Origin of the sequence: Microbacterium sp. AK031 (assembly GCF_024807145.1) — a bacterium.
GTDB lineage: Bacteria > Actinomycetota > Actinomycetes > Actinomycetales > Microbacteriaceae > Microbacterium.
On the sequence record NZ_JANUCA010000002.1, the window covers coordinates 15736 to 37994 of the forward strand.

16 protein-coding genes and 1 pseudogene are annotated in these 22259 nt (G+C 67.5%); 4 read left to right on the forward strand and 13 right to left on the reverse strand.

Translation table 11 applies throughout. From position 1 onward, the window contains the following. Nucleotides 1-55 precede the first annotated feature (55 nt). The 10 genes and pseudogenes from HDC95_RS05365 to gabT form a co-directional block, all read right to left on the reverse strand. The gene (locus tag HDC95_RS05365; protein ID WP_259062248.1) at nt 56-1480 is read right to left on the reverse strand and encodes a GntP family transporter; all 1425 of its coding nucleotides are present in this window, start codon (nt 1478-1480) and stop codon (nt 56-58) included. A 54-nt stretch (nt 1481-1534) separates the two neighbouring features. Continuing rightward, nucleotides 1535-2425: an NAD(P)-dependent oxidoreductase gene (locus HDC95_RS05370; protein WP_259062249.1), complete on the reverse strand. Its 891-nt coding sequence runs from the start codon at nt 2423-2425 to the stop codon at nt 1535-1537. A 29-nt stretch (nt 2426-2454) separates the two neighbouring features. After that, entirely contained in the window at nt 2455-3858 is a 1404-nt protein-coding gene (locus HDC95_RS05375) for a four-carbon acid sugar kinase family protein (RefSeq protein ID WP_259062250.1), read from the reverse strand. A gap of 115 nt (nt 3859-3973) precedes the next feature. Further along, nucleotides 3974-4681, reverse strand: coding sequence for a FadR/GntR family transcriptional regulator (locus tag HDC95_RS05380; RefSeq protein ID WP_259062251.1), 708 nt, complete (start codon nt 4679-4681; stop codon nt 3974-3976). A 44-nt stretch (nt 4682-4725) separates the two neighbouring features. Beyond that, nucleotides 4726-6090 (reverse strand): NAD-dependent succinate-semialdehyde dehydrogenase, encoded by a 1365-nt coding sequence (locus HDC95_RS05385; RefSeq protein ID WP_259062252.1) that lies wholly within the window; start codon nt 6088-6090, stop codon nt 4726-4728. A gap of 11 nt (nt 6091-6101) precedes the next feature. Next, the gene (locus HDC95_RS05390; protein ID WP_259062253.1) at nt 6102-7568 is read right to left on the reverse strand and encodes an NAD-dependent succinate-semialdehyde dehydrogenase; all 1467 of its coding nucleotides are present in this window, start codon (nt 7566-7568) and stop codon (nt 6102-6104) included. Between the two features lie 32 nt (nt 7569-7600). Then, nucleotides 7601-9157 carry an APC family permease gene (locus HDC95_RS05395; RefSeq protein ID WP_259062255.1) on the reverse strand — a complete coding sequence of 519 codons (1557 nt, stop codon included), beginning with the start codon at nt 9155-9157 and terminating at the stop codon, nt 7601-7603. Continuing rightward, the gene (locus HDC95_RS05400; protein WP_259062256.1) at nt 9154-10050 is read right to left on the reverse strand and encodes a universal stress protein; all 897 of its coding nucleotides are present in this window, start codon (nt 10048-10050) and stop codon (nt 9154-9156) included. The genes HDC95_RS05395 and HDC95_RS05400 overlap by 4 nt, the downstream gene beginning before the upstream one ends. Next, nucleotides 10047-11414, reverse strand: a pseudogene (locus HDC95_RS05405) (flavin monoamine oxidase family protein); the annotation flags it as partial. The pseudogene HDC95_RS05405 and the gene HDC95_RS05400, both read right to left, overlap by 4 nt. 78 nt (nt 11415-11492) lie before the next feature. Next, complete coding sequence (gene gabT, locus HDC95_RS05410) at nt 11493-12854, reverse strand: 4-aminobutyrate--2-oxoglutarate transaminase (RefSeq protein ID WP_259062257.1); 1362 nt, start codon at nt 12852-12854, stop codon at nt 11493-11495. A gap of 94 nt (nt 12855-12948) precedes the next feature. Between gabT and HDC95_RS05415 the strand changes: the two genes are divergently transcribed. Beyond that, nucleotides 12949-14457, forward strand: a complete 1509-nt coding sequence (locus tag HDC95_RS05415; protein WP_259062258.1) for a PucR family transcriptional regulator — start codon at nt 12949-12951, stop codon at nt 14455-14457. Nucleotides 14458-14461: 4 nt separating this feature from the next. On the opposite strand, the gene HDC95_RS05420 is transcribed toward HDC95_RS05415, so the two are convergent. Together HDC95_RS05420 and HDC95_RS05425 are read right to left on the reverse strand one after the other, a co-directional pair. After that, a complete protein-coding gene (locus tag HDC95_RS05420) occupies nt 14462-15295 on the reverse strand; it encodes a hypothetical protein (RefSeq protein WP_259062259.1) in 834 nt (277 codons plus the stop codon). Between the two features lie 32 nt (nt 15296-15327). Next, nucleotides 15328-16779, reverse strand: a complete 1452-nt coding sequence (locus HDC95_RS05425) for a helix-turn-helix domain-containing protein (protein ID WP_259062260.1) — start codon at nt 16777-16779, stop codon at nt 15328-15330. Nucleotides 16780-16915: 136 nt separating this feature from the next. Between HDC95_RS05425 and aceA the strand changes: the two genes are divergently transcribed. Then, nucleotides 16916-18229, forward strand: a complete 1314-nt coding sequence (aceA, locus tag HDC95_RS05430) for an isocitrate lyase (protein WP_259062261.1) — start codon at nt 16916-16918, stop codon at nt 18227-18229. A 34-nt stretch (nt 18230-18263) separates the two neighbouring features. Then, nucleotides 18264-19919: a malate synthase A gene (aceB, locus tag HDC95_RS05435; protein WP_259062262.1), complete on the forward strand. Its 1656-nt coding sequence runs from the start codon at nt 18264-18266 to the stop codon at nt 19917-19919. A gap of 51 nt (nt 19920-19970) precedes the next feature. Here the strand turns inward: aceB and HDC95_RS05440 are convergent, their stop codons facing one another. Then, entirely contained in the window at nt 19971-21680 is a 1710-nt protein-coding gene (locus HDC95_RS05440) for an acyl-CoA dehydrogenase (protein WP_259062263.1), read from the reverse strand. Between the two features lie 128 nt (nt 21681-21808). On the opposite strand from HDC95_RS05440, the gene HDC95_RS05445 reads away from it, so the two are divergent. Further along, nucleotides 21809-22210, forward strand: coding sequence for a hypothetical protein (locus HDC95_RS05445; RefSeq protein WP_259062264.1), 402 nt, complete (start codon nt 21809-21811; stop codon nt 22208-22210). Nucleotides 22211-22259 lie beyond the last annotated feature (49 nt).

Sequence of the window (22259 nt, forward strand, 5' to 3'; positions counted from 1 at the left end):
GGCGAGGCCCTCGGCATCCGTTTCGGGATTCCGCGGGCCTCGCACTCGATCATCGTCAGCTGATCGGGATCGCGGCGTACAGGATCGAGGTGAGCAGGAACCCGGCGACACCAAGGACGGTGGTCAGCGGTGTCCAGGTGCGCAGGCCATCCTTCACCGACAGACCGAGGTAGCGCGTGACGACCCAGAACCCGGAGTCGTTGACGTGACTGAGACCCAGGGCACCATATCCGATCGCGACGGCGACGAGCGCGACGTGGATCGTGTCGAGGCCGAGCACGGCGACCGACGGCAGCAGCAGGCCGGCCGTCGTCGTGATGGCGACCGTGGCCGAGCCCTGCGCGGCGCGCATGATGAGCGAGATGAGGAACGCGGCGAGCAGCAGCGGCATGCCGGACCCGGCGAGAACTGCGGCGACGGCTCCGCCGATGCCGGTCTCGGTGAGGATCTTGCCGAAGGCCCCACCGGCACCGGTGACGAGGATGATGACGGCCGCGGCGGGCAGCGCCGACTCCATGACCTCGCCGAGCTTGGACGCCGACCATCCGCGACGTACGCCGAGGAAGAACATCGCCGCCGCGATCGCGGCCATGAGCGCGAAGATCGGCTGGCCGATCATCGACAGGAAGCTGTTCCAGAAGCTGCCGGCGTCGAACATCGGGGCGACGGCCGTGCCGAGCATGATGAGCACGAGGGGCAGCAGGATGAGTCCGAGCACCGTGAAGGCGCTGGGAGCCTTCTCGCCATCGCGCAGCCCCGCGTTCGCGGAGGGCTGGTCGTTGCCGAAGCTGTCGAACATCTCCTTGGTCGCCTCGATCATCGCGAACTCGCGGCGGTTGATCAGCTTGCCGACCCAGAACGCCAGGGCCGCCAGTGGAATCGACACCAGCAGCGCGAAGATCGTGACCCAGCCGATGTCGGCGCCGAGGATCGTCGCGCCGCCGACGATGCCGGGATGCGGCGGAACGGCGACGTGCACCGCGAGCATGATGCCGGCGACCGGGAGGCCGAACTTGATCGGGTTGAGCCCTGCCACCTTCGAGAATGCGAAGATGATCGGCACGAGGATGATGAATCCTGCGTCGAAGAACACCGGTATCGCGAGGATGGCCGCGGCGATCACAAGAGCGATGCCCACCCGCTTCGGACCGAGCCACTTGGTGAACCGGCCGGCGAGCGACTCTGCGCCACCGGAGAGCTCGATGATCTTGCCGAGCATCGAGCCGAGAGCGACGAGCACTGCGACGGAACCGAGGGTTCCGCCGACACCGGCGATGATCGCCTGGATGATGCCGAGCCGTTCGACGGTGCCGTCGTCCGCCGTGATGTTCGTCATCGGAAGGCCGGCGGCGAGGCCGACGACGATCGAGACGAGGATCAGGGCGTAGAAGGCCTGCATCTTGAAGCGGATGATCAGGAGGAGCAACAGGGCGAGGCCTGCGATTCCGATCGCGATCAGCGCGGGAAGAGGGAGCGTCACTGGATCTCTTCTTTCAGTTCTGGTGGCGCGTGCGGCGCCGGGATGGGGATGTGTTCAGGAACGTCGTTCAGGGGCGATCACGCGGATCACCGCGGAGTCGTCGTGTGCGCCGAGGCCCTGGGCCTCGCCGAGCAGGAACAGCTGCTCGGCGGCGTTCGCGACCGGAGTCGACAGGTGCGCGGCGCGGGCCGCATCGCCGACGATGCCCATGTCCTTGACGAAGATGTCCAGGCGGCTGAGCACCTCGGCGCCGTCCTCGTCGTATGCCTGCAGCGCGCGCGGACCGCGGTTGCCGAGCATGAAGGAGTTCGCGGCGCCCGCAGTGAGCGCCTCAAGGGTCTTCTCGCGGTCGAGGCCGAGGGAGTCGGCGAGCGCGAGCGCCTCTGCCGCGGCGGCGATGTGCACACCGCACAGCAGCTGGTTCACGGTCTTCAGCGCTTGGCCGTCGCCGGGCTTGTCCCCCACGATCGACAGCGTGGAGGCGAGTTGGTCGAGCACGGGCCGTGCGACCTCGAGCGCCGCCGGTGTCGCTCCGACGACGATCAGCAGGTCGCCCTCGCCGGCGCGCACCGGTCCTCCCGACAGCGGGGCGTCCACGAGCTGAGCGCCGTGCTCGGCGAGTCGTGCGGCGATGTCGGCGATGCCGTCTGTGCCGACCGTGCTGGTGAGGATGACGACGGCTCCGTCAGCCAGGTGCGATGCGAGTCCGGTCTCGCCGAATAGCAGGTCGTTCAGCTGTGCTCCGGTGCGTACCGCCACGAGGACGGCCTGCGCATCGGCGACGGCATCCGCGGCGGAGCCTGCCGGCGTGACACCCTTCCCGGCGCCCAGCGCGACGCGCTCTGCGGCGATGTCGAAGCCGCGAACCTCGAAGCGTTCGGCGAGTCGGGTGGCCATCGGGAGGCCCATGGCTCCCAGGCCGATGACGGCGACAGCGGAGGTCATCTCTGTTCCTTTCATCATCTCTGTTCCTTTCAGTTGGCGTCGGCGAGCGTCGCGACGACGCGGGCCAGCGAATCCGTGTCGCCGACGTTGCCGGCGAAGACGATGTAGGGGATGCCGACTGCGGGGCCGGTCTCGGGCTGCCACAGTGAGACGATGCCGGGAAGCATCGGCCCGAGCACAGTGGCACGGCGGATCTCGAGCGCCTCACTCGCGACGTCGCTCGAGGTGATGCCGCCCTTCGCGATCACGAACCGGGGCGGCGCGATCGCGAGCACACGGCGCACCAGCTCGACGACTCCGCTGGAGACCTTCCGCGCGATGTCGAGGCTCTCATCGCCGTCTGCGCCGGTGACGAGCTCGCGCGTGGTGTGCACGATGACCGAACCGGTCGCGAGCGCCGCTGCGACGGCATCCGCCTGGGCGTCGAGATGCGCCTCGCGGCGATCGTCGATCAGCTGACGCACGTCGAGTTCGATCGTGACGGTGTCCGGTCGCTGCCGGCGAAGCTCGGCGAGCTGCTGCGTCGTGAGCGGCACGTGACTGCCGACGACGACGAGTCCGCCTCGGTCGTAGGCGAAGGGGATGTCGGCTGCGGCGACGGGCTCGGCGATGTCCTGCCCGATGTGCGCACGTACGTACGGCGGGCCGACACGCAGCAGCACCTCGCGATCGCGCATGCGGTGAAGTGCCAGTGCGACCACGCGCATGTCGGTCTCGTCCACGACGTCGACCACGACGACCGAGCCGGTGGGCACACGGTGGAGGAAGGATGCCACGGCATCGACGCCCGAGCGGATGATGTCGATCGTGAGCGCAGCCACGTCGTCGGCCGCGACGCGCCCTCCTGTCTTCTCGGCGACCCAGTCGCGCAGATCGGACGAGGCGAACCCGAACGTGGCGTCTTGTGCGAACGGCGTCTCGCCCACAGGTGTCGCCTCGGCGTCCGTGACCCAGTAGTGCACCGAGTCGACGGTGATGCGACCGGCATCGGGGAAGGCGGGGACGATCAGGACGAGCTCGGGAGCCGCCCCGCCGTGCGCGACGATCTCCTGGGTGAGCACATCGGTCTCGAGCGGGAAATGTCCGCGGAGCGTTGAATCGCTCCGCGAGACGAACGTCACCCGACGATCCGCCTCGGATGCCGCGACCAGCGCCACCGCGACGACCTCGCGATTGCGCGCAGCGGCGGCGTCCTCGTCGAGCGACCGGGTGTTCGTCAGCACGTAGACGGCCGGCGCCCCGGTCGCGAATGCCCCGGCGAGGTCTTCGTGCTCCCAGCGTGTGAGCACCGGAAGACCCGAGACGGACTGCGTTCCGGTGGGATCGTCGTCCAGCACCACGAGCACTCCACGCGGGTCGAGAGCCGCGCGAACCTCGGCGGCGTCGATGGCGACCGGTGCCGGCAGAGGGGCGAGGAGCGCATCGATGTGCACAGGAACTCCTTCGTTCAGGGGTGTTTTGCGAGGTGCGTGCCGGTTGTTCGGATCCGTTATCCGATATCAGATAACGAGGGTACGCCCTGTTCAACGCTCTGCAAAATCGTCGGTTCTACTCGCCCAGCACGTAGTGCAGCAGATCGTCGCGGGTCTGGCGCATGTGACTCGCCATCGCCTCTCTCGCGGCATCCGCAGAACGAGTGCGCATCGCCTCGAGCACTGCGGCATGCTCGGCGATCGCGTGCTCGCGGATGTCGCGCACCGAGCTCGTCTCGGTGCGCGAGTCCTGCAGCATCGTGGTGAGCGGGCGCACGGACGCGACGAGGATGCGGTTGTCCGCCGCCGCGAAGATCACATCGTGGAAGGTGAGATCGGCATCCACGAATCCGGGGACGTCGCCATTGTCATGCGCCGCTCGCATCAGCGCGAGCATCGACTCGAGCTGCGCGATGTGCTCGTCTGTGCAGCGCGGGGCGGCGAGCTCGGCCGCGCCGGTCTCGAACATCACACGCATGTCGATCAGATCAAGCGATGACCGTCGCCGCGCCCCTCCGCTGCGGGCGAGTCGCACCACGGCCTCGAGGCCGGTCCATTCTTCGACGGGGGCGATCCGGTGCCGACTGCCCGGCACCGGGACGATGACACCCTGCGCCTGCAGCAGCCGTACCCCCTCACGCAGTGTGAGCCGCGAGACGCCGAGCAGCGTCGCCAGATCGGCCTCGGCAGGAAGCGTCTCGCCCGCGACGAGCCGCCCAGCGATGATCTCGTCGAGCAGCCCGTCCACGACGGATTGCGTACGGGAGACTCGTTCGACCTTCATGCGTTCAACGGTAGCGCGGCGCGCGCTTCGACGACCTCCGTTGGTCAGGCGGTGCGGATGAGCTTCTTGTTCACGAATTCGTCGGCGGCCAGGTGACCGAGCTCCCGCGAGGTACCGCTGCGCTTGACGCCGCCGAACGGCAGTTCCGGGCTGTCGGCGAGCACGAGGTTCACATAGACCATGCCCGCCTCGATCCGATCCGCGACCCGCTCTGCCTGCTCGGGATCGGTGGTGAAGAGGTAGGAGCCGAGCCCATAGGTGGTGTCGTTCGCACGTTCCACCGCCGCTTCCTCGTCCGACACGCGATACACGACGGCGGCCGGGCCGAAGAGCTCCTCCCGATAGACGGCCATCTCCGGCGTCACGTCCGCGAGCACGGTCGGGGCGAAGAAGGCACCGTCTCTGGTCCCGCCCGTGAGCAGCGTCGCGCCCTGCTCCACCGCACCGTCCACCTGCTCCTGAAGATGCTCCGCCGCCGCGAGCGACGCGAGCGGGCCGAGCACGGTGTCGTCCTGCATCGGATCGGTCGCCGGCACGATCGACATGCGCGCCACGAACTTCTCCACGAACTCGTCGTACAGGTCGTCCACGATGATGAAGCGCTTCGCACCGTTGCAGGCCTGGCCGTTGTTGTCCAGACGCGCGTCGACACCGGCCTGCACCGTGGCGTCCATGTCGTCAGTGGACAGCACGATGAAGGGGTCGGATCCCCCGAGCTCCAGCGCGACCTTCTTGAGGTTGCGTCCTGCGATCTCCGCGACCGCAGCGCCTGCGCGCTCGGAGCCGGTGAGCGAGACACCCTGCACACGCGGATCGGCGATGATGTCGGCGATCTGCTCGTTCGTGGCGAGCACGTTCTGGTACGCACCGGCCGGGAACCCCGCCTCGCGATAGATCTCGGCGATCGCGCTCGACGACTCGGGGCACTGGGGCGCCGGTTTGAGAAGGATCGTGTTGCCGACGATGAGGTTTGGGGCTGCGAACCTCACGATCTGGTACGCGGGGAAGTTCCACGGCATGATGCCCAGCAGCGGCCCCAGCGACTCGCGGCGGATGATCGCCGATCCCTCCCCCAGGATCGCGATGGGCTGGTCCGCCATGATCGACTCCGCCTGATCCGCGTAGTACTCCGCGATGTCGGCCGCGAAGTCGACCTCGCCGAGTGCGGCTTCACGGGGCTTTCCCATCTCACGCACGAAGATGTCGGCGAGCTCCTCGCGGCGCTCCCTGTGCAACTCTGCGGCACGCCGGATCAGCGCCGCCCGCTCGGCGACCGTCGAGGAGCGCGACCATCCCCTGTGCGCTTCGGCCGCTGCGGTGATCGCCTGATCGATCTGCGCGTCCGTGAAGGTGTCATATGTGCTGAGCGTCTCACCCGTGGCGGGGTTGACGACGGCGTAGTCGGTCATGATCGGTCCTCTCAGTTCGGGATCAGCGTGTACTTCGTGGACAGGTACTCGTGGATGCCCTCGAGTCCGCCCTCCCGGCCGATGCCGGATTGCTTGACACCGCCGAACGGGGCTGCGGCGTTCGAGACGACGCCCACGTTGAGGCCCATCATGCCGGTCTCGAGCGCGTCGATCATCCGGTGCCCTCTGGCGAGATCCTCGGTGAAGACGTACGACACGAGCCCGTACTCGGTGTCGTTCGCGAGGCGCACACCCTCGGTCTCGTCGGTGAACGTGGCGATCGCGAGCACGGGTCCGAAGATCTCCTCTCGGAGGATGTCGCTGCCCGCTGCCACCTCGGTGATCACGGTCGGCTCGAAGAACGTGCCGTCTCCGTCGATCGCGTGCCCGCCGGCGAGCAGCTTCGCACCGCGACCCACCGCGTCGTCGACGAGTTCGCCGGCCTTCGACACGGCATCCGCGTCGATGAGCGGCCCGATCGTTACGCCGTCCTCGGTTCCGCGTCCGATCTTCATCGCCCGGACGCGTTCCGTCACGCGACGGGCGAACTCCTCGGCCACGTCCGCGTGCACGATGAAGCGGTTCGCCGCTGTGCACGCCTGCCCGATGTTGCGGAACTTCGCCATCATGGCGCCGTCGACCGCCTTGTCGAGGTCGGCGTCATCGAAGACGACGAACGGGGCGTTGCCGCCGAGCTCCATCGACACGCGCAGCACACCCTCTGCGGCCTGCGCGATGAGCTTGCGACCGACCTCGGTCGATCCGGTGAACGACAGCTTGCGCAGCCGGGGATCGGCGATGATGGGCGCCGAGAGCTTGGACGAGGACGATGTCTGGACGACGTTCACGACGCCGGCGGGGAGTCCTGCCTCCTCCAGCAGCGTGACGAAGAACATCGTCGTCAGGGGTGTGAGCGCCGGCGGCTTGATCACCACGGTGCAACCTGCGGCCAGCGCCGGCGCGATCTTGCGCGTCGCCATCGCGAACGGGAAGTTCCACGGCGTGATGAAGAACGAGGGCCCGACCGGACGCTGCGAGACGACCATTCGTCCGGTGCCCTCGGGGTTCGAACCGTACCGGCCGGAGATGCGAACGGCTTCTTCGCTGAACCACCGCAGGAACTCGCCGCCGTACACGACCTCGCCGCGCGACTCTGCGAGAGGCTTGCCCATCTCGAGGGTCATCAGCAGCGCCAGGTCTTCCTTGTGCTCCTGCACGAGATCGAAGGCTCGGCGAAGGATGTCGCTGCGCGTGCGCGCGGGAGTCGAGGCCCAGGATTCCTGCGCCTCGACGGCGGCGTCGAGGGCACGGATGCCGTCTTCCGGCGTCGCATCGGCGATGGAGTGGATCACGACGCCCGTCGCGGGGTCGCGCACATCGAACGTGCGCCCACCGTCTGCATCCACCCACTGACCGCCGATGAAGAGTCCAGAGGGAACGCGGTCCAGAAGGGCTTTCTCATCAGGTGCAGTTGTCATCGTGCTCTCTTTCTGTGCGGGGATGAAGGGCGTCAGCGGCGGCGCAGGCTGGACGGGGCGTCCATGGCCAGCGTCTCGCCTCGGAAAAAGGCCGGCCGCTTGATCGCCTGCCAGATCATGATGATGATGCCGAGGACGATCACGGTGACGCCGAGGATGAATACCAGACCGACACCTGCGATGTTGGATCCGCTGCCGTAGTCGGGGTTCATGCTGTCGACCAGCGTCATCACGAACAGCGCGGCCAGGATGATGCCGCCCACCAGTGGGAACAGCAGCGTGAAGAAGAACGTGCGCGCCGAGTCGAACCACTGCTTGCGGAAGTACCAGACGCAGGCGAACGCGGTGATGCCGTAGTAGAAGCAGATCATCATGCCCAGGGCGGTGATGGTGTCCCACAGCACGTCCTCGCTGATGAAGCGCATGACGGCGTAGAAGGCGGACGCAACGACAGCGGCGATGATCGTCGCGTAGCCGGGCGTGAAGAACCGAGGGCTGACCCTCGCGAACTGCGAAGGCAGGGCGCCGTAGTGCCCCATCGCGAGCAGGGTGCGCGCCGGGGAGACGAACGTCGACTGCAGCGACGACGCCGAACTCGTGAGCACGGCGAGCGACACCAGGAACGCCAGAGGTCCGAGGATGGGACCTGACAGGTAGAAGAACACGTTGCTCTGGATGTCTTCGTTGCCGAGTCCCAGTGCGCCGGTGCCGATGCCGGCGAAGGACAGCAGAGCGATCGACAGCAGCAGGTAGAGGACGACGATGGTGATGACGGTGAGGGTCGCTGCCCGTCCTGGCGTCTTCTCGGGGTTCTTCGTCTCCTCATTCATCGTGAGCGTGACATCCCACCCCCAGAAGATGAAAATCGACAGCGAGAGACCGGCGACGATCGCGCCGACGGATCCGACCGCGAACGGGTTGAACCAGCTCAGCTCGACCGGACTCGCATCGAAGGCGTTGCCCTGCGCGACCTGCACGAACGCGGTGATCGAGAAGATCAGCAGCACGAGCATCTGGAAGCCGACGAGGTAGCACTGCAGCTTCTGCGTGGTCTGCATGTCGCGGTAGGACACGAGCGTGGCTCCGAGCATGAACAGCAGGCAGACGACGACGTTGATGAACGGGTTGAACGCGAGTTCGGCGATCGAGCCTGGACTCCCTGCGATCTGATCTATCAGCAGGAACAGGAACTCCACCGCGATGCCGGCGAGATTCGAGAGCACCAGGATGGTCGCCGCGATCAGTCCCCAGCCCGCCATCCATCCCACCCACGGTCCGAATGCGCGCGCGGCCCAGGTGAACGACGTGCCGGAGTCCGGCATCGAACGGTTGAGCTCGCGGTAGCCGAAGGCGACCAGGAGCATGGGTATGAAGCCGATCAGGATGATGGCCGGGACCTGGAATCCGACCTCGGACACCGTCGGGCCGAGTGCCGCGGTGAGTGTATAGGCCGGCGCGATGCAAGAGATGCCGATTACGACGGCGCCGATCAGGCCGACGGTCCCGGCGCTCAGCCCCTTCTGCGAGAGCCCTCCGGTGACGGGTGCGGGCTCGGGCGCTGAGGCGGTGGTGGGAGGTGTGGTGCTCATGCGAGGTCTCCTTCGACCTTGGCACCCGTGCGGGTGCGTGGCACGACGATCATGGGAACGGGAAGCGCGCGCAGCATCTTCGCCGCGGTGGACCCGAGGAAGAGCCTGCGCGGCTGCGCGAGACGGCTCGAGCCGACGAGGATCACCTCACCCGGCAGCCAGGACAGGTGCGCCACGGCATCCTCGACGCTGTCTCCCGGTGCCTGCTCGGCCGAAACTTCGACGTTCTGCGGCAGAGCAGCCTTCGCGGCGGCCAGCACGTCGTCGGCATGATCTCCGCCTGCGACGCGGATCGCGCCGGTGTCGAGTCCTGGCGGAACGTCGAACGGCACCAGCGACACGAGTCGCAACGACGTGCCGCTGTCGGTCGTCATCGCGACGGCCTCATCGAGCAGGACATCGGCGCCGGCGCGCGTCCCGAGCGCTGCAGTGATCCGCGGAACGACGCCACCGGCCTGCTGCGCGGTTCCCGCCGGAGCGAGGGCGACCGGGATCGGCGAGGAGTGCACGAGCGCGGATGCGACACCTCCGAGGCGGTGCCGGCCGAAGCCCGTTCCTTCTGCGGCGCCGACGACGATCAACCTGGCACCGAACTCCTCGCCAGCGGCGATCAGCCCCTCGGCGAAGGATTCTCCTAGGCGGACGTGTCCGCTGCGAGTGATCTCCTGCGGGAGGTGCGCCATGGCCTCGGCGAGCCATCTCTTGCCCTGTGCGCGGATGACGTCTTCGTAGGCGCGCTCGGGCGGAACGACCGCGCTGCGCGTCCCCTCGGAAGGCAGCACGATGACCAGATGCAGACGAGCACCGAGGCTCCGAGCCAGGAACGCACCCAGAGCCGCGGCATCGGCTCCGGCATCCGTCGCGGTGTACCCGACGACGATCGCCCCGCTCATGAGCGGCTCGCTTCCACGATGTCAGCGGCGACCAGGTGCCCCATCCGGATGGCGCCGTCGACGTGCTGATATCCGGCCCCGGCGAGATCGCTGCACGCGAAGTGGATCGGGCCGACGGGAGTGCGGAGATCCTTGCCGTAGCGGTGCAGGCCGCCGAGGTCGAAGCTGGCGGCGTATGCACCGCGCGTCCATTCCTCACTCCCCCAGTCGCTCTCGTAGTACACGACCGGGTTCTTCGTCTCGGGTCCGTAGTAGTGCGAGAGGGACTCGAGGATGCGCTCCTTGCGCTTTTCGGCGCTGAGCTCGAAGACGCCGTCGGCGTGCGTGTCCGAGACGAACCCGACGAGCGTGCCGCGCTCATCGCCGTGGTTGGTGTTGTCGTATGCCTCGTGGGCGACCTCGTACGGGCTGAACGCGGTACCGCTGAGACCCTGCTCGCGCCAGAACGGGCGATCGTAGACGGCGTGCACCTTGATGACGAACCCCATCGAGAGGTGCTGGTGTAGCTGGTGCTGTCTGCGCGGCATCGGCGGAATGAACGAGATGCGGTTGTAGAGCACCGGCGCGTGGGCGAGGATCGCGAAGCGCGCCCTGACCGTCACCTCGTCCGTCGTTGCCGTCACCCCGGCGTCGCCCCATTTCAGCGTCCGAACCGGCTGATTCAGCAGCACGTCGTCGCCGAGACGCTCGGCGAGCAGCAGCGGCACCTGCTGGAGTCCCCCGATGATGCGTTCGTCGAGGATGAAGTCCGCATCGACGAGGTTCGAGAAACTGCCGGCGGATGCTGCCATCAGCAGCGCCTGCAGAGTGGAGAAGGCGTGGGCGGGCTTGGTGAGCATGGCGCCGGCGATGAAGAGGGCGATGTTGTCGCGCGCTTCCTGATCATCGGTCTGCACGGCGAGCCACTGTTCGAACGAGATCTCGTCGAGCGCCTCCGCATCGGGGTGCGCCCACGGACGATCCGGGTCGATGCCTGCGACCATCTGGTCGAGCTTCTCGATCAGCTCGACCATGATCTTCTCGGTCTCGGGTGCGACGGGGAAGATGTCGCCGGTGAAGCGGGTGAGCTCGCCCGACGGCCCGATGTAGACGCTCTCCCCCTCGCGGTATCGACTGTACGTGGAGAGGCCGAGGTCCTCGATCGCCTCCTTCAGCGCATCCTGATCGGGCGAGACCCACTGGCCGCCGATCTCGAGCATCGCGCCGTCGATGACGTCGGTCCACAGCCGCCCGCCGACGCGATCACGCGCCTCGAGCACGGCGACGGAGAGACCCGCCTTGCGCAGGTCGTTGGCGGCAGTGAGTCCGGCCGCTCCGGCTCCCACGATGAGCACGTCCCGTGTGATCTCAGTCAACAGCTTCTCCTTCGTCGTTGATACGGACTGTGTGACAAGCGCCGGTCGCGACCCGAAATCCCCCGATACGGATCGCGACCGGACGTTCTATGCGGCGGCGAGCGCCTCCGCGACGACGTCGAGGCCCTCGCCCAGCAGATCGTCGCCGATGGAGAGGGGCGGGAGGAAGCGGATGACGTTGCCGTATGTTCCGCACGTGAGCACGATGACGCCTTGCGCGATGGCCGCCTTCGCGACGGCGGCGGTGAGTGCGGTATCCGGGGCGTTCGTCTCCGGGTCGACGAACTCGGCGGCGATCATCGCGCCGTGACCGCGCACGTCGCCGATTCGCGGATCCTGCGCCTGCAGAGCGCGCAGTCGCGCGGTGAGGATCGATCCGATCTGCTGAGCCCGTTCGATCACGCCGTCGTTCTCGAAGACGTCGATCGCGGCGAGTGCCGCGGCGCACGCGATCGGGTTGCCGCCGTAGGTGCCGCCGAGTCCTCCTGAGTGCGAGGCGTCCATGATCTCGGCCCGGCCGGTGACTGCTGCGAGCGGAAGACCGCCGGCGATCCCCTTGGCGGTGGTGATGAGGTCGGGGACGACGCCGAAGATCTCGCTGGCGAACATGTGCCCGGTGCGGGCGAAGCCGGTCTGGACTTCGTCCGCGATGAAGACGACGCCGTTCGCTCGGCACCAGTCGGCGAGTGCGGGCAGGAACCCTTCTGCGGGAACGATGAAGCCGCCCTCGCCCTGGATGGGCTCGATGATGATGGCGGCGAGGTTGTCGGCGCCGATCTGCTTCTCGATCTGCGAGATCGCGCGGGCGGCGGCATCCGGTCCGGTGAGCCCGTCGCGGAACGGGTACGACATCGGCGCGCGGTACACCTCGGGGGCGAACGGACCGAAGCCGCTCTTGTAGGGCATCGACTTGGCCGTGAGCGCCATCGTGAGGTTGGTGCGGCCGTGATAGCCGTGGTCGAAGGCGACGACAGCCGAGCGGCCGGTGTGCTTGCGGGCGATCTTGATCGCGTTCTCGACGGCTTCTGCTCCGGAGTTGAACAGCGCGCTCTTCTTGGCGAAGTCGCCGGGGGTGAGCCGGTTGAGCGCCTCTGCGACCTCGATGTACGACTCGTACGGCGAGATCATGAAGCAGGTGTGGGTGAACTGCGCCGCCTGTGCCGCGACGGCGGCGGCGATCTTCGGATGCACGTTGCCGACCGTGGTCACGGCGATGCCGCTGCCGAGGTCGATGAGCGAGTTACCGTCGGCATCCACCACGACGCCGCCGCCGGCGGCCACGGCGGCGACCGGAACGGTGTGTCCGACGCCGGCCGGAACCGCTTCGGCCTTGCGGGCGAGGATCGCCGCCGACCGGGGTCCGGGGAGCTCCGTGATGAGTCGCCGCTGCTGCGGGAGACCGGGGCCGCCCTGGATTCGTTCTTCGGTCGCTGCATCGAGAAGTGCCATGTTCGTGAGCGTATGCCGCCGCGACACCTCTCCGCACTCGCCCATCTGTACAATTCCGAGTGACAGTTCACCCACTCGTACAACGGAGAAGCTCATGGATCAGCCGACGCTGCGCGCGCTGCTGCGACGCCCTGATCTGGGCTTGCGACTCGTCTCCGGCGAAGACGCATTGCGTGAAGGCGCACTCGATCGGCCGCTGCGCTGGGTGCATTCCTCCGATCTCACCGATCCGACACCGTTCCTCGCGGATGACCTCGCCCTGCTCACTACCGGGTCGCAGCTCGCCGACAAGGATGACACCGGCATCGACGCGTACATCGGTCGCCTCGCCGCCCGAGGCATCGTCGGGCTCGGGTTCGGCACCGGCATCGGCTTCGGTCCCGGCGAGAAGATCTCCGGCATCCCGGATCAGCTGGTCGGCGCGTGCGCCGCCGCGGGCATCCCCCTTTTCGAGGTGCCGTACGACACGCCCTTCATCGCCGTCGCCCGCGCGCACTCAGAGGCGATCGCGGCGCAGGCGTATGCCAGGCGCACGTGGGCGCTGGAGACGCAGCGGGCGCTCGCGCGCGCTGCGCTGAGGCCTCGGGGCCTGGAATCCACGCTGTCCGAGCTGGCGCGCCGACTGGAGCAGTGGGTGGGGATGTTCGATGCGACCGGAGCGCTCGTGCACGAGCATCCGCACGGTCGGCTACCCGCTCACGATGTCGCCGACCTCTCCGCCCGCGCCACGGAGCTGATCGCAAGGGGCGGTCAGGCCGGACAGTCGCTGACGCTCGGTGCGGAATCGTTCACGCTCTTCACCCTGGGCCGCAGCGGTCATCTGCGTGGTGTGATCGCCGTCGGTACAGCCTCGCTCGATCCGGAGGCGCGCGCGGTAGTGACATCGGTGATAGCGATGGCCGGACTCGCTCTGGAGCAGAACGACCAGCTCGAACGCGGTCGCCGGCGGCTGCGTTCACAGGTGCTCGCCTCGCTGCTCCTCGACGATCCGACGCTCGCCCGTCACGTGCTCGGCTCGCTGCCGGCACCCCCGGTGGTCGTCGCCGTCGCGGATGCCGATGCTCCGGCGGATGCGATCGCCGAGTGGTGGGATCGCAGACAGGCCGAGCACGGGACAGCGGTATTCGCCGCGTCGTCGGACGACGGGCTGACGATATGCGTGTCAGCAGAGGACGAGGGCCTGTTCGATGAAGTGGCGCGTCGATTCGGCATCCGTCTCGGGATCTCTGAACCGGAGGGGTACGGGGCTTTCTCGAGGGCGCACGCCCAGGCTGTCGTCGCCCTCAGGCACAGCGATCCGGGCGCCGTGCGCTACGTCGACACCGTGGCGGCCAGCATCCTCACCGCTTTCGCGACTGATGAGGCTCGGCTGGTCGCCGAGTCGCGGCTCGCGCCGATCCGGGCGCACGCCGAACTGGAGCACTCGCTGCGGGTCTGGCTCGAGCACGACGCGCGCTACGAGCAGGCGGCCGCCGCGCTCGGAATCCACCGCCACACCCTGCGATCGAGGATCGCGCACGCGGCGGGGATGCTGAACCTCGATCTGAGCTCGTTCCCCGCCCGCGCCGAGCTCTGGGCTGCACTGCAGACGGCGCGCGACTGACACCTCAGCCGCGCGCGGTGCGGCCGCGCGCGAACAGCACACGGACGCACCCCCAGCCCATCAGCGCCACACCGACGACGACGAAGACGACGCCGAGCAGCCACATTGCGTCATCCCAATAGAAGTAGCCGTTCGACATCGCCTGCATGAAGCGGCCGAGGTCGTCGGGGAACTCCGCGATGCTTCCGCCTTCGCCGAACACCCAGAGGATGATGCCGAGGACCGTGGCCCCGAGGCCGCAGAACACGTACGCCGTGGTCGAGTCGCGCTGCCCCGTCGCTACCTTCTCGAGATGAGATCCGGCGCCGGCGATGTGCGGCGCCCTGATCGAGATGACGGGCAACGTGACGATCAGCGCGACTCCGAGCGGGACGCACATGCCGATGACGTAGCCGCTCAGCGGCACCAGGAACAGCTGGGAGGCCACCCCCTCGCTCCACCAGTAGTGAAAGCCGCTGTTCGCCGCCTCGGCATCGGCGATCGCCTGCCGCGCACTGGGAAAGGCGACGGCGATCGCCTGAATGACCGCCACCGGCAGAGCTACGAACGCGGGTGCGACGATGCACGATGAGACGAGGCGCACGAGCACCGTCGCCACAGAGGCGAGCCGCTTCCACGCGACTTCGAGCATGCACCAGCCGGCGTAGATGCCGGGAGCCGCGACGGTGAAGTTTCCCCAGAAGCGATCACCGTCGGCATCCGTCATCGAATCGAAGACGCCCCATACGCCGGCCGCGATCGCGGGGATCAGCACGACGAGATTCACGCCGCTGAGGAGCGACCGGAATTCGTCCTTCCAGATGCGCGAGTCCTCCGAGACCGCAGCAGTGTCAGACATGGCACCCCTCCCGAAGTCACGTCTCCGCAAGGTTAGCGCGGGGCGTGCGCCTCGAGGAACTCGTACACGTCCGTGGTGTCCACACCAGGGAACGACCCCGTCGGCAGCGTCGCGAGCAGTGTGCGCGGGGTCTTGACGTTCGGCCATGACTGCTCGCGCCAGCGCTCCTCCAGGTCGGCGGGTGCACGTCGGCAGCACGCCTCGACCGAGTGCTTCGAGACGCCGCGGTGGGGAGTGTCCCGCCCGACGAACCACTTCGTGTCGTCGAAGCGCACGCCGACGCTGACCGAGTGCAGCCCCTCGCTGGATGCCTCCACTCGCGCTGTGCACCAGTAAGTTCCATTGCCCGTGTCGGTGTACTGGTAGTACGGGTTGAAGCGGTCGTCCTCGTCGAACACGACCCGGCTCGTCCACCGGCGGCAGCACATCTGCCCCTCGATCGCGCCGAGCCGATCTGTCGGGAAGTTCACGTCGTCGTTCTCATACGCCTTCGTGATCGTGCCCGACTCGTGCACTTTCAGGAAGTGCACCGGAATGTCGAGGTGACGCGTGGCGAGATTCGTGAAGCGGTGCGCCGCGGTCTCGTAGGACACCGAGTACGCATCGCGTAGATCTTCGATCGAGATCGCCCGACGATCCTTCGCCGCCTTCAGAGCCGGCACGACGTGCGCTTCAGGAATGAGCAACGCGCCGGTGAGGTAGTTCGTCTCGACCCGCTGCCGCAGGAACTCCGCGTAACTGCGCGGCTCGGAGTGCCCCAGCATCCGGCTCGACAGAGCCTGCAGCACCGCAGTGCGGGCGTCGCCCTTCGCCGGCACGCTGCTCGAGAGGTACAGCCGGCCGTTCGCGAGATCGGCGACGCTGCGCGTGGTCTGCGGCAGGTCGGGCGCGTAGTGCAGCGTGAAACCGAGATAAGCGGCGATCTCGGATGCTGTGCGCTGAGTCAGCGGACCGCCGGGATGGCCGACCGCCTCGAGGATCTCGGATGCCTTCGCCTCGAGGTCTGCGAAATGGTTGTCCTGCCTTCGCATGAGATGGCGAAGCTCGACGTTGGCCCGGCGTGCTTCCTCGGGAGTCGCCGCACGCTCATCCTTGAGGCGATCGATCTCGCCGTGCAGGGCGAGCATCGCCTTCAGCGCATCCGTCGGAACGCTCTTGGCGATGCGGAACGGATCGATGCCGAGCGCTTGGAACGTCTGTCCCTTCATCGCGCGCTCGAGCGCGACCTCTACCGCACTGCGCTCATCGAGCGGCTCGCCCTCGAGCAGAGCCTCGATGCCCGTGCCGAGTGCCCGGCCGATCGCCTGCAGCAGCGTGAGCTTCGGCTCGCGCTTGCCCGTCTCGATCATGGAGAGCTGACTGGGTGCACGCTCGACGGCCGTCGCGAGGTCTTCGAGCGTCATCCCCCGCGCTGTGCGGAGTTGTCGGATGCGGCGGCCGATCGTCAAGGCGTCGGTGTCTTCTGCGGCGTCAACGGTGCTCATCCGGGCGATTGTGTCACGTTTGCAGAAATTCAGCCAATCTTCACACCTGAATTGTTCAGTCCAGGGGCGAAACTTCACTCAGAGTGGTGTCAAGCACCCGGTGTCAGCGACCGGGACATCCAACGAAGGAGACGCCATGACGAACATCGCACCTCGCCCCGCCGGTCTGCGAGCCGGAGACCAGACGCAGACCGCGGCCGAGCTTCAGGAGATCTGGGACACCGACCCCCGCTGGGACGGCGTCGAGCGCACATACACGGCAGAGGACGTCATCCGGATCCGCGGCTCGGTCCGTGAAGAATCCACACTCGCGCACCGCGGTGCGGAGAACCTCTGGAACCTCCTGCACACCGAGGACTACGTGCGCGCTCTCGGCGCCTACACCGGTGGCCAGGCGGTACAGCAGGTGCGTGCTGGTCTGAAGGCGATCTACCTCTCCGGCTGGCAGGTCGCCGCCGACGGCAACCTCGCCGGCCAGACCTACCCGGACCAGTCGCTCTACCCCGCGAACTCCGTCCCGGCGGTCGTCCGCCGCATCAACAACGCGTTGATCCGCCAGGACCAGCTCGAGCACGCCGAGGGCGACACCACGCAGGACTGGCTGGCCCCGATCGTCGCGGATGCCGAAGCCGGCTTCGGCGGTCCGCTCAATGCATACGAGCTGGCGTCGTCGCTCATCCAGTCGGGCGCCGCCGGCATCCACTGGGAGGACCAGCTGGCCAGTGAGAAGAAGTGCGGCCATCTCGGCGGCAAGGTGCTCGTGCCCACTCAGCAGCACATCCGCACCCTGAACGCGGCGCGTCTCGCGGCTGATGTCGCCGGCGTCCCGACGGTCATCATCGCTCGTACGGATGCTCTCGCCGCCGACCTGCTCACCAGCGACGTCGACGAGCGCGATCAGGTGTTCACGACCGGCGAGCGCACCAGCGAGGGGTTCTATCGCATCCGCCCCGGCATCGACTCGGTGATCAGTCGCGGACTCGCGTTCGCACCGTACGCCGACCTGATCTGGGTCGAGACCGGCGAACCGGACATCGAGCTCGCCCGTGAGTTCGCCACGGCAGTGCACGCCGAGTTCCCCGGCAAGCTCCTCGCCTACAACTGCTCGCCGAGCTTCAACTGGAAGAGCAAGCTGTCGGATGCCGAGATCGCGACGTTCCAGCAGGAGCTCGCAAGCCTCGGGTACAAGTTCCAGTTCATCACGCTGGCCGGCTTCCACGCTCTGAACTACTCGATGTTCGATCTCGCCCGCGGCTACGCCGATCGCGCCATGAGCGCGTACGTCGAGCTGCAGGAAGCCGAGTTCGCCGCAGAGGCAGACGGCTACACCGCCACCAAGCACCAGCGCGAGGCGGGCACCGGCTACTTCGACGTCATCTCCACGGCGCTCAACCCCGAAAGCGCCACGCTCGCCCTCGCAGGCTCCACCGAAGCCGCCCAGTTCCATTGACTCGTGCGCTGCACTGACTTGTAAGGAGATCGCCATGACCACTCCCACCGCCCCACCGACCACCGCTCCGACCCAGACCGTTCAGCAGGGCCCTGCCCTGCACGTCACCGGACCGCTGCGCGACCGGTTCGACGAGATCCTCACACCAGAGGCGATCGCGTTCCTCAGCGAGCTGCACCACCGCTTCGCGAACCGGCGACACGATCGGCTCGCCGATCGCATGCGTCGCCGCTTCGAGATCGGCAACGGCCACGACCCGCGTTTCCGCGATGACACCCGCCATATCCGTGACGATGCGGACTGGCGCGTCGCCGGGGCAGGCCCAGGGCTCGAAGACCGTCGGGTGGAGATCACCGGACCGACCGACGCGAAGATGACGATCAACGCGCTGAACTCCGGTGCGAAGGTGTGGCTGGCCGACCAGGAGGATGCCACGAGCCCTACCTGGGCGAACGTGATCGGCGGTCAGCTGTCGCTGCGCGACGCCATCCGCGGCGAGCTGAGTTTCACCAATGAGGCGGGCAAGACTTACCAGGTCACCGCCGAGCGGACGCCGACGATCGTGATGCGACCGCGCGGCTGGCACCTCACCGAGAAGCACCTGACGTTCATCGACCGCACGGGGCGCAGCATGGCGGCATCCGCGTCCTTGGTCGACTTCGGACTGTACTTCCTGCACAACGCGAAGGCGCTGATCGATTCCGGCCGCGGCCCGTACTTCTACATCGCCAAGCTGGAGTCCAGCGAAGAGGCCAAGCTGTGGGACGACGTGTTCACCTTCAGCGAGGACTACATCGGAATCGAGCACGGCACGATCCGCGCGACCGTGCTCATCGAGACGCTGCCTGCGGCGTTCGAGATGGAGGAGATCCTGTTCGAGCTGCGCGATCACTGCGCAGGGCTCAACGCCGGACGCTGGGACTACATCTTCTCGATCATCAAGAACTACCGCGGTCGCGGCGCACGCTTCGTGTTGCCGGATCGCAGCGAGGTCACGATGACGGTGCCGTTCATGCGCGCCTACACCGAGTTGCTCGTGAAGACGTGCCACAAGCGCAGTGCCTTCGCGATCGGCGGGATGAGCGCATCGATCCCGAACCGCCGCGACCCCGAGGCGACGGCCACGGCGCTCGAGAAGGTCGCCGCCGACAAGAAGCGCGAGGCCGCTGACGGCTTCGACGGCACATGGGTCGCGCACCCGGACCTGATCCCGACTGCGCAGGCCGAGTTCGACGCGGTGCTCGACGGACGCGCGAACCAGCTCGAACGTCAGCGTGACGACGTGAGCGTACGCGCCGAGGATCTGTTGGATCTGCGCATCGGGCGCCCGATCACGAGCAAGGGTGTGCGCGATAACGTCTCAGTGGCGATCCGCTACATCGAGGCGTGGCTGCGCGGGCTCGGCGCCGTCGCGATCGACAACCTGATGGAGGATGCCGCGACGGCGGAGATCTCGCGTTCGCAGGTGTGGCAGTGGATCCACCAGGATCGCTCCACCGAGGACGGCACCCGGATCACCCCGGAGTACATCGAGGGTCTGATCACCGAGGTGCTGGCCCAGGCCACCCGCTCCGCAGGCGACCGTTTCGACGACGCCGCCGAGCTGTTCCGCGAGGTGTCTCTGGGCGCGGAGTTCCCCGCGTTCCTCACCACCTCTGCCTACTCGAAGTTCCTGGTCGAGACGGACTGACTGCGGGCACACGAAGGGTCGGATGCTGCGGCATCCGACCCTTCGTCGTACTCAGACGATCTCGCCCGCGACCACCGTCTCGGCGAGCGCGTGCACGCGCGGCAGGTGGTGGGCAGCGTAGAAACCGGCGTCCGTGAGCCGCGCGGCATCCGTCTCCGTCGGCGTCTCGTGAGCGGCGACGGCGACGACCACGAGCGCGTGCATCCATCCGCCTGCCAGGGTGCCGAGCAGCATGAGATACGGAACTCCGACGGCATACGCATCGCGCGGGGAGTCTGCGAACCCGAGCACCGCATCGGTCGCGCGGCGCGCCGCATCCAGAGCACGGCTGAGGCGCTCCGCGAGCGGTGCATCCTTCAGCACCGCGGTAGTCTGCTCGATCTCGGAGAACAGCTCGGCCACCGTCGCGCCCCGGTCACGCAGCACCTTACGTCCGATGAGGTCGTTCGCCTGGGCTGCTGTGGTGCCCTCGTAGATCGGGACGATGCGGGCATCGCGGTAGTGCTGCGCGGCGCCGGTCTCCTCGATGAAGCCCATTCCGCCGTAGACCTGGATGCCGTCGGACGTCACCCGAAGCGCCTCCTCGCTCGCCCATCCTTTGAGAATCGGGACGAACAGTTCGGCCAGGCGAAGCACGTCTTCGCCGTTGTCGGAACGGTCGAACAGGTCGCCGACGAACACCGAAAGGGCACGCATGGCGAACACCTGGCTCGACATAGAGCCGAGGATGCGGCGCACGTCGGGATGCTCGGCGATCGATGCGCCTGCCGGCCGGTCGAGCACACGCCCCTGCAGCCGGCCTGCCCCGTATGACGCGGCACCCTGGTGGGCGCGGTCGGAGATGCCGGTGGCCTGATGGCCCATTCCGACGCGGGCGGAGTTCATCATCACGAACATGCTGGCGAGCCCGCCGTGCAGCTCTCCCACGAGGTAGCCGGTGGCGTCTTCATACGAGAGTACGCAGGTCGGGCTGGCGTGGATGCCGAGCTTGTGCTCGATCGCGACGGTCTCGACCCGGTTGCGCTCTCCCAGCGACCCGTCGGCGTTCACGAGAGTGCGGGGAGCGACGAACAGCGAAAGCCCCTTGGCGCCTTCCGGCGCACCCGGAGTTCGAGCGAGCACGAGATGCACGATGTTCTCCGCGACGTCGTGGTCACCCCAGGTGATGAAGATCTTCTGGCCGCTGATCGACCATGAGCCGTCGTCCCTCGCCGTCGCCGTCGTACGGATCGCGCCGAGGTCGGTGCCGGCATCCGGTTCGGTGAGGTTCATGGTGCCGGTCCACTCGCCGCTGACGAGCTTGGTCAGGTAGGTTTCGCGGAGCTCTTCGGATGCCGCGGCATCGAGCGCGTGGATGGCACCCGAGCTCAGCATCCAGCACAGCGCGAACGCCGCGTTCGAGGCGTTCCAGATCTCACCGAGGCCTGCTCCGACGGACGCGGGGAGCCCGTCGCCGCCGGCGGATGCGGGCGCGGTCGCGGTGACCCAGCCCGCCTCGACGAGCGCCTGGTACGCCTCGGCGAAGCCGTCGGGCAGGTGCACCCGGCCGTCTCGCAGCTGGGCGCCGGTACTGTCACCGCTGGCATCGAGCGGGGCGAGGACCTCTGCGGCGAACTCACCGGCGCCGGCGATGATCAGGGCCGCGTCTTCGGCCGTGAGTGCGCCGTCCGATGCCGTGGCGACGATGTCGCGGCCGAACGCCTCACCATAGAGGAAGGCATAGTCCGCGACGGGCGGGACGTAGGGGATGTTGGCGGTCATCGACGACTCCTGACGTGAGAAACTCCGATTCATCCTAGCTGACACTGAGTCCCACATCCAGGAGTGAGCGTCCGATGCCTGTGGATAACGTGAGCGACGCCGCCGGCATGATCGTTACGCTCACGGTCATGTCGCCCCTTACCGCTCGGCGCCGCATCGAAGCGCGAATACGGCGCATCGCATCCCTCGTGATCAGCGGCGCCTGCGCGGTGGTCCTCGTCGCGAACCTCGTACTCTTCCTCGAGCACCCCTCGACGTTCCTCACCGATGGGACGATCGGGCTGACCCCGCTCGCCGGCCTCATCGCGCACTCGCTGTTGTGGACCCCGGTCGCCGCGGGGGCGGCAGTGCTCGTCGTCGGCACGATGCCCGAGGCGGCGAAAGGGTCGCCATCCGTCGATCAGCTCCCGAGACGGCTCCCCATGATGGCCGCCGTGGTCGCCCTCTGCTCCGCCGTCGCGTGCATCGCCGCGCTCGTCGTCATGTTCGTCACGCCACCCTTGCTGATGGTGTTCCTGTCCGTCTTCTGAGATCGCGATCTCAGAAGAGAGAGGGCGGCTCTGACGCCGGTGGACGCAT